General features: G+C 69.3%; 7 protein-coding genes. 6 read left to right on the top strand and 1 reads right to left on the bottom strand.

What is annotated here, in order from left to right:
* The coding region (locus VFS34_15155) for an aldehyde dehydrogenase family protein (protein ID HET9795789.1) at window positions 1-1,280 on the bottom strand (1,280 nt) is incomplete at its 3' end.
* 102 nt (window positions 1,281-1,382) lie between these two features.
* Between VFS34_15155 and fabG the strand changes: the two genes are divergently transcribed.
* From fabG to VFS34_15125, 6 genes are all read left to right on the top strand, one after another.
* Window positions 1,383-2,123: a 3-oxoacyl-[acyl-carrier-protein] reductase gene (gene fabG / locus VFS34_15150; protein HET9795788.1), complete on the top strand. Its 741-nt coding sequence runs from the start codon at window positions 1,383-1,385 to the stop codon at window positions 2,121-2,123.
* Between the two features lie 324 nt (window positions 2,124-2,447).
* Window positions 2,448-2,693, top strand: a complete 246-nt coding sequence (locus VFS34_15145) for an acyl carrier protein (protein ID HET9795787.1) — start codon at window positions 2,448-2,450, stop codon at window positions 2,691-2,693.
* A 3-nt stretch (window positions 2,694-2,696) separates the two neighbouring features.
* A complete protein-coding gene (gene fabF / locus VFS34_15140) occupies window positions 2,697-3,947 on the top strand; it encodes a beta-ketoacyl-ACP synthase II (protein HET9795786.1) in 1,251 nt (416 codons plus the stop codon).
* A 280-nt stretch (window positions 3,948-4,227) separates the two neighbouring features.
* Window positions 4,228-5,019, top strand: coding sequence for an electron transfer flavoprotein subunit beta/FixA family protein (locus VFS34_15135; protein ID HET9795785.1), 792 nt, complete (start codon window positions 4,228-4,230; stop codon window positions 5,017-5,019).
* The gene (locus VFS34_15130) at window positions 5,019-5,990 is read left to right on the top strand and encodes an electron transfer flavoprotein subunit alpha/FixB family protein (GenBank protein ID HET9795784.1); all 972 of its coding nucleotides are present in this window, start codon (window positions 5,019-5,021) and stop codon (window positions 5,988-5,990) included. The genes VFS34_15135 and VFS34_15130 overlap by 1 nt, the downstream gene beginning before the upstream one ends.
* A 58-nt stretch (window positions 5,991-6,048) precedes the next feature.
* On the top strand, window positions 6,049-6,522 hold the full coding sequence (locus tag VFS34_15125; GenBank protein ID HET9795783.1) for a hypothetical protein: 474 nt from the start codon (window positions 6,049-6,051) through the stop codon (window positions 6,520-6,522).
* Window positions 6,523-6,625: the final 103 nt, after the last annotated feature.

Here is a 6,625-nt window from a genome sequence, read left to right as displayed (position 1 = left end):
AAGGCGAGGGCCGACCGGATGTCGCGCGTGAAGAGCGACGCGGAGAGGCCGTACTCCGTCCGGTTGGCGAGCGCGATCGCCTCGTCGAGGTCCGAGGCCTCGAACGTCGCGAGGACGGGCCCGAACAGTTCGTCGCGGGCGATCGACGATTCGGGATCGGCGTTCTCGACGACCGCCGGGGAGCAGAAGAAGCCGCGCGACCAGGCGTCCCCCGGGGGGAGCTTCCCGCCGTGGATCCTCTCCGCGGACGCGCCGGCGAGCGCCCGGTCGATCGACGCTTTCGACTCGCGGCTGATCACCGGCCCGACCGCGGCCGCCGGGTCGGTCACGGGGCCCAGGACGAGCGCGTCGACCTGAGCGCGGACCTTCGCGAGGAACGCGTCGCGGACTCGCCGGTCGACGACCGCCCGGCTCGTCGCGGTGCACTTCTGTCCGGCGTAGCGCATCGCGCCCGCGACGGTGAGCGTCGCGGCGAGATCGAGGTCCGCGTCCGGCGCGACGATCACGACGTTCTTTCCCCCCATCTCGGTCTGGTACCGGATGTTTCGCCGGGATGCCGAGGCCGCGATCTGCGCGCCGACCTTGCCCGATCCCGTGAAGCTCACCGCGCGGATCCGCTCGTGCTCGACGAGCCGCGGGCCGATCACTCCGCCGGAGCCGAGGACGACGTTGAAGACGCCCGGAGGGATCCCCGCCGCCGCGGCGGTTTCGGCGAGCATCGCGGCGCACCCGGAGGCCGCTTCGGCGGGCTTCAGCACGACGACGTTTCCGAAGGCGAGCGCCGGGGCGGCCTTCCAGAGCGGAATCGCCGCCGGGAAGTTCCACGGTGTGACGAGCGCGACGACGCCGAGAGGCTCGCGCAGCGTGAATTGGAGCGCTCCCGCCGCCTGGGCGGGGATCACCTCGCCAATCTCCCGCACCGCTTCGCCGGCGAAATACCGGAGGATCGCGACGCACCGCGCCGCCTCGCCGCGCGCCTCGCCGATCGGCTTCCCGACCTCGCGCGCCATCGCCTGCGCGAGCTCCTCGCGGCGGGCCGCGATCGCTTCTCCCCAGGCCCAGAGCGCGTCGGCCCGCTGGGGTCCCGTCCGGGCGCGCCACGACGGGAGCGCGGCCGACGCGGCGTCCGCGGCCGCGTCGACGTCGGCCGGATCTCCTGCCGGGACGCGGGCGATGACGTCGGAGGCGTCGGAAGGGTTGACGTCGTCGACCCACGCGCCGTCCGCCGGCAGGCGGAAGACGCCGGCGACGAAGCTCGTGAGACGCCGGGGTTCGGTCATCGACAGGATCTTATCGCTCCCGTCGCGGGCCTCCACCGCGCCGGCCCCATGGGTGTGGTCCGCGCCCGGTCGTGGTAGAACCCGTCCGAAATCGGAGGCTCCATGCGATTGACCGGCAAGATCGCCCTTGTCACGGGCGCGTCCCAGGGAATCGGCGAGGCGATCGCCCGCCGTTTCGCGGCGGAAGGCGCGGTCGCGCTCTGCGCGGCCCGGAGCGCCGACAAGCTCTCGACGCTCGTCGCCTCGATCGAAGCGGCGGGCGGCAAGGCCCGCGCCGTCGCGCTCGACGTCGCGGACCCGGCGTCGATCGCCGCCGCGATGAAGGGAATCGCCGACGGCGAGGGGCGCCTCGACGTGCTCGTCAACAACGCGGGGATCACCGAGGACAACCTGATCCTCCGGATGACGAAGGATTCGTGGGACCGGGTGATCGCGACGAACCTGACCGGCGCGTTCCTCCTCTCGCAGGCGGCGATCAAGATGATGATCCGGCAGCGTTCCGGCCGGATCCTCAGCATCACCTCGGTCGTGGGTCTCATGGGGAACGCGGGGCAGGCGAATTACGCGGCGGCGAAGGCCGCGCTCGTCGGGCTCACGAAGTCGCTCGCGCGCGAGGTGGGCTCGCGGCAGGTGACGGTCAACGCCATCGCGCCGGGATTCATCGCGACCTCGATGACCGAGAAGATGACCGACGCCGCGAAGGAAGGGCTCGCGTCCCAGATCCCGCTGCAGCGCCTCGGATCGCCCGAGGACATCGCGGCGGCGGCGGTGTATCTGGCGTCGGACGAGGCGGGGTACGTCACCGGAACCGTGCTGAACGTATCGGGCGGCCTCTACATGTAGGGGACCCGGCGCGGCGATGCATCGAGCCGGGCAGGCGGCTGCCACTCGCCGCGCTCGCGCCTCGCCGCGCTTCATCGTCGTCTCGAGAGTCGACATCATTCTCAGAACGGGAATTAGCCGGATCGGCGATGAATCGAGCCGGGCAGGCGGGTGCCGCCTCGCCGTGCTTCGTCGTCTTCCGATCGGAGAGCTCGACCCTCCGGCGAGTGAGTCCGGTGAACGGGAGGCGCCCGCCGCGCCTCGGTTGCGGGGGAAAATGCCTCGTGTAGAATACGCGGGCTTGAGCGCAAGCGGCTGAAAAGTGAGATTTTTCGAGGAGGGGTGATGGCGGACAGCATTCAGGAGCGCGTGAAAAACAAGATCGTCGAACAGCTCGGGGTCGACGCGGCCCAGGTGACGCCGGAGGCCTCTTTCGTCGACGACCTGGGCGCCGATTCGCTCGACACGGTGGAGCTCGTCATGGCGTTCGAGGAGGAGTTCAACATCCAGATCCCGGACGAGGACGCCGAGAAGATCCAGAAGGTCAAGGACGCCTACGACTACATCGAAAAGCACGCGCAGAAAAGCTGACCCATGCCCCGACGAGGCCCTTCGCGCCGCGTGGCCGTCACCGGAGTGGGGCTCGTCTCCCCGCTCGGTATCGGCACGCATGAGAACTGGGAGGCCCTGAAGGCCGGACGTTCCGGCATCGGGCCGATCACCCGGTTCGACGCATCCCAGTACCCCGTCCGGATCGCGGGCGAGGTCAAGGGCTTCGATCCTTCCCTGTACGTCTCGAAGAAGGACATCAAGAAGATGGACACCTTCATCCATTACGGGATGGGGGCGACCCATTACGCGCTCGAGGACGCGGGGTTCCGGATCACGCCGGAGAACGCCGAGCGGGTCGCGGTCGTGATCGGCTCCGGCATCGGCGGCCTTCCGCTCATCGAGAGCCAGCACCGCCGCGTCTGGGAGGGAGGGCCGGACCGGTTCTCGCCCTTCTTCATCCCGGGCCTCATCGCGAACATGACTGCGGGTCAGGTGTCGATCAAGTATGGCGCGAAGGGACCGAATCTCGCGACCATCACCGCCTGCACCACGGGAGCGCACGCGATCGGCGAGGCCTACCGGATGATCCAGTACGGCGACGCCGACGCGGCGATCACCGGCGGCACCGAAGCGGTCATCACGCCGCTCGCCGTGGGCGGTTTCGCCGCGATGCGCGCGCTCTCCACCCGCAACGACGAGCCCCAGCGGGCGTCGCGGCCGTGGGACAAGGGGCGGGACGGGTTCGTGATCGGCGAGGGCGCCGGCGTGCTCGTGCTCGAAGAATGGGAATCCGCGAAGGCGCGCGGCGCGAACGTCTATGCCGAGATGGTCGGCTACGGCATGTCGGGCGACGCGTACCACATCTCGGCGCCCTCCGAGGACGGCGACGGCCCCGCGCGCGTCATGCGCAACACGCTCGCGGACGCCGAGGTCAACGCCGAGCAGGTCGATTACATCAACGCCCACGGCACCTCGACCCCGATGGGGGATCGCGTCGAGACGATCGCCGTCAAGCGCGTTTTCGGCGACCACGCGAAGAAGGTCGCGATCTCCTCGACGAAATCGATGACCGGGCACCTGCTGGGCGCCGCGGGAGGCCTGGAGATGGGGATCCTCGCCCTGACCGTCAAGCACGGCGTGATTCCTCCGACGATCAACTACGAAGAGCCCGATCCCGAATGCGATCTCGATTACGTGCCGAACACCGCACGCGAAGTCGACGTCCGCTACGCCCTCTCGAACTCGTTCGGCTTCGGCGGCACGAACGGGTGTCTCCTCCTCAAGAAGGTCTGACCCGCAGCGCTCACCGCCGTGAGCGCGGAGGACTGAATCCCGAGTGGCGGAGCGAGGGATCTCCTGCAGAGGCGCTTACGACCGTGAGCGCGAAAACTGTGCCCTCCCGCTCTTCCGGCACCTTCACGATCACGGCGGGCGCGAATTTCTGAGAAGCGCCCGGTTCGTTCGCATCATTCCGCTCCGATCCCTCGTGATATCGTCCCGCGCTTGTGGTGAAATTTTTCACAAGCGCCGCCGGCGCCGAGGTTTGCCGGGCGCGGAGAGAAGATAGAAACCGATGAATTCGATCGTGTGCATCGCCTACGTTCCCGACACCGAGACGAAGATCAGGGTCGCCGCCGACGGGAAGTCGATCGACGAATCCGACGTGAAGTGGATCGTCTCTCCCTACGACGAGTACGCGCTGGAGGAGGCGATCAAGACGAAGGAATCGAAGGGCGCGGGGGCCGTGACCGTGCTTTCGCTCGGACCCGAGCGCGCGAAGACGGGCATCCGGGAGTGCCTCGCGCGCGGCGCGGACGACGGGATCTGGATCGACTCGAAGGGCGACGCCCTGGACGCCCTCGGCGTCGCCCGGAACATCGCCGCCGCCGTGAAGGACCTTCCCCGCGACGTCGTCTGGTTCGGACAGAAAGGGGTCGGGTTCGACGAGTCGCTCGTCGGACCGATGGTCGCCGAGCTCCTCGGCGTTCCGCACGTCGCCAACGTCGTCAAGTTCGAGGCCGGCGACGGGAAGGTCGTCTGCGAACGCGAGATCGAAGGCGCGCACGAGCACGTCGAGGCCCCGCTTCCCTGCGTGATCACCGCGCAGAAGGGGCTGAACGAGCCGCGTTACGCGTCGCTCAAGGGGATCATGGCGGCCAAGAAGAAGCCGATCCAGGAGCGCGCCGCCGAGACGTTCGCGCCGAAGACGACGCTCACCCGGCTCGAGCTCCCTCCGCCGCCGAAGCCGTGCCACTTCATTCCGGGAGGGGATCCGAAGTCCTCCGCCGAGGGCGCGGCGGCCGATCCCGCGGGCGCGGCGCGCGAGCTCGCGCGGCTGCTCCGCGAAGAAGCGAAGGTGATCTGATGAAGTTCCTCGTTTTCATCGAACAGCGCGACGGAAAGATCCGGAAGGCGTCGCTCGAGGCGCTCTCGCTCGCGGCGCGCCTGGCGGGAGGCCCCGTTTCGGCGGTGATCGCCGGCAAGGCGATCGGGGAGGCGGCGAAGGAGCTCGGCAAATTCGGCGCGGCGAAGGTCTATGTCGCCGACCGCGACGATCTCGCGCTCTACTCGAACCGCGGTTACGGGGGAGCCCTCCAGGCCGCGCGCGAGAAGGAATCGCCGGACGCCGTGCTGATCGCGGCGACGTCGATGGGGAAGGACCTCGCTCCGCGGTTCGCCGCGAAGAACGACGCGGGAGTGCTCGCCGACGTGATGGATCTTCGGGTCGAGGGAGATCGGCTCGTCGGCGTCCGGCCGGTCTACTCGGGGAAGGCGCGCGCGACGGTCGAGGCCGCGTCCGGGCTGCGTGTCGCGACGACGCGGCCGAACGTCTTCCCCGCCGAGAAGAACGACGGCGCCGCCGAACCGGCGATCGAGGCGCTCGATCTCGGCGCGCTCGAGATCCGGGCGAGGGTGACCGGCATCACGGCGTCGGGCGGCAAGGAGCTCGACGTGACCGAGGCCGACGTCGTCGTCTCGGGCGGCCGCGGGATCAAGGGTCCGGAGGGCTGGCCGATCATTCGCGATCTGGTCGACGCGATGGGGTCGGGCGCGGCGCTGGGCGCCTCCCGCGCCGTCGTCGACGCGGGGTGGATCGACCACCAGTACCAGGTCGGCCAGACCGGAAAAGTCGTTTCGCCGACGCTCTACGTCGCCTGCGGAATCTCCGGCGCGATCCAGCACCTCGCCGGAATGGGGACTTCGAAGGTCATCGTCGCGATCAACAAGGATGCGGACGCGCCGATCTTCAAGGTGGCGACCTACGGCGTCGTCGCGGATCTCTTCCCGTTCGTCCCGGAGCTCGCGAAGGCGGTGCGGGCGATCAAGTCGGAATAGAGCGCTCCGAGGGGAAGCGGCGAAGCCGCCTGACCCGGAGGGGGGAACAGGGTCGACGATGCTCCAGCGAAACGGCCTCATGCTCGGCGTTCTGGTCCTGGCGGCGGCCCTGCCCGCCTGTCGGAAGCACGAGACGGTGACCGCCGGAGGCTCGACGGTCGAGGTCGACCGGTCCGGGAAGAGCGTGACGATCCGATCGATCGAGGGGACGGCGACGGCGGGAACCGGCGGCTCGGCCTTCCCGGCGGGATTCCCGAAGGACATCCCGATGTATCCCGGCGCCCACGTCGCGGCCTCCGTCGACACGCACAACGGTCCGACCGCGGCGACGATCGAGACGCCGGACTGGCCCGACGACCTCGCGAAGTTCTATCGCGGGAAGCTCGGCGGCTGGACGACCGGGATGGACATGAAGACCGAGGACGGCCGGACGCTCCTGCTCCGGAGTCCCGACGGAAGAAGAACCCTGACCCTGACGGCGACCCGCGAGGCCCTGAAGACCGTCGCCACGCTCACGGTTTCCGGGCGCTGACGACCCGCCGCAGGAACGCGAGCGCCTCGCGCATCTCCCCGATCTGCTCGTCGACCGCGAGCGATCCGTGGCCGGCATCGAACCAGCGCACCGAGACGTCCTT

The sequence above is a fragment of the Thermoanaerobaculia bacterium genome (assembly GCA_035717485.1).
In the GTDB taxonomy this organism is placed as follows: Bacteria; Acidobacteriota; Thermoanaerobaculia; order UBA5066; family DATFVB01; genus DATFVB01.
Note: the sequence above shows the minus strand (reverse complement) of the source record. Positions and strands in the feature narration are given on the sequence as shown.

Excerpts from the sequence above, each read along its gene's own strand:
- fabG (HET9795788.1), top strand. The coding sequence starts at position 1,383 with ATGCGATTGACCGGCAAGATCGCCCTTGTCACGGGCGCGTCCCAGGGA.
- VFS34_15145 (HET9795787.1), top strand. The coding sequence starts at position 2,448 with ATGGCGGACAGCATTCAGGAGCGCGTGAAAAACAAGATCGTCGAACAG.
- fabF (HET9795786.1), top strand. The coding sequence starts at position 2,697 with ATGCCCCGACGAGGCCCTTCGCGCCGCGTGGCCGTCACCGGAGTGGGG.
- VFS34_15135 (HET9795785.1), top strand. The coding sequence starts at position 4,228 with ATGAATTCGATCGTGTGCATCGCCTACGTTCCCGACACCGAGACGAAG.
- VFS34_15130 (HET9795784.1), top strand. The coding sequence starts at position 5,019 with ATGAAGTTCCTCGTTTTCATCGAACAGCGCGACGGAAAGATCCGGAAG.
- VFS34_15125 (HET9795783.1), top strand. The coding sequence starts at position 6,049 with ATGCTCCAGCGAAACGGCCTCATGCTCGGCGTTCTGGTCCTGGCGGCG.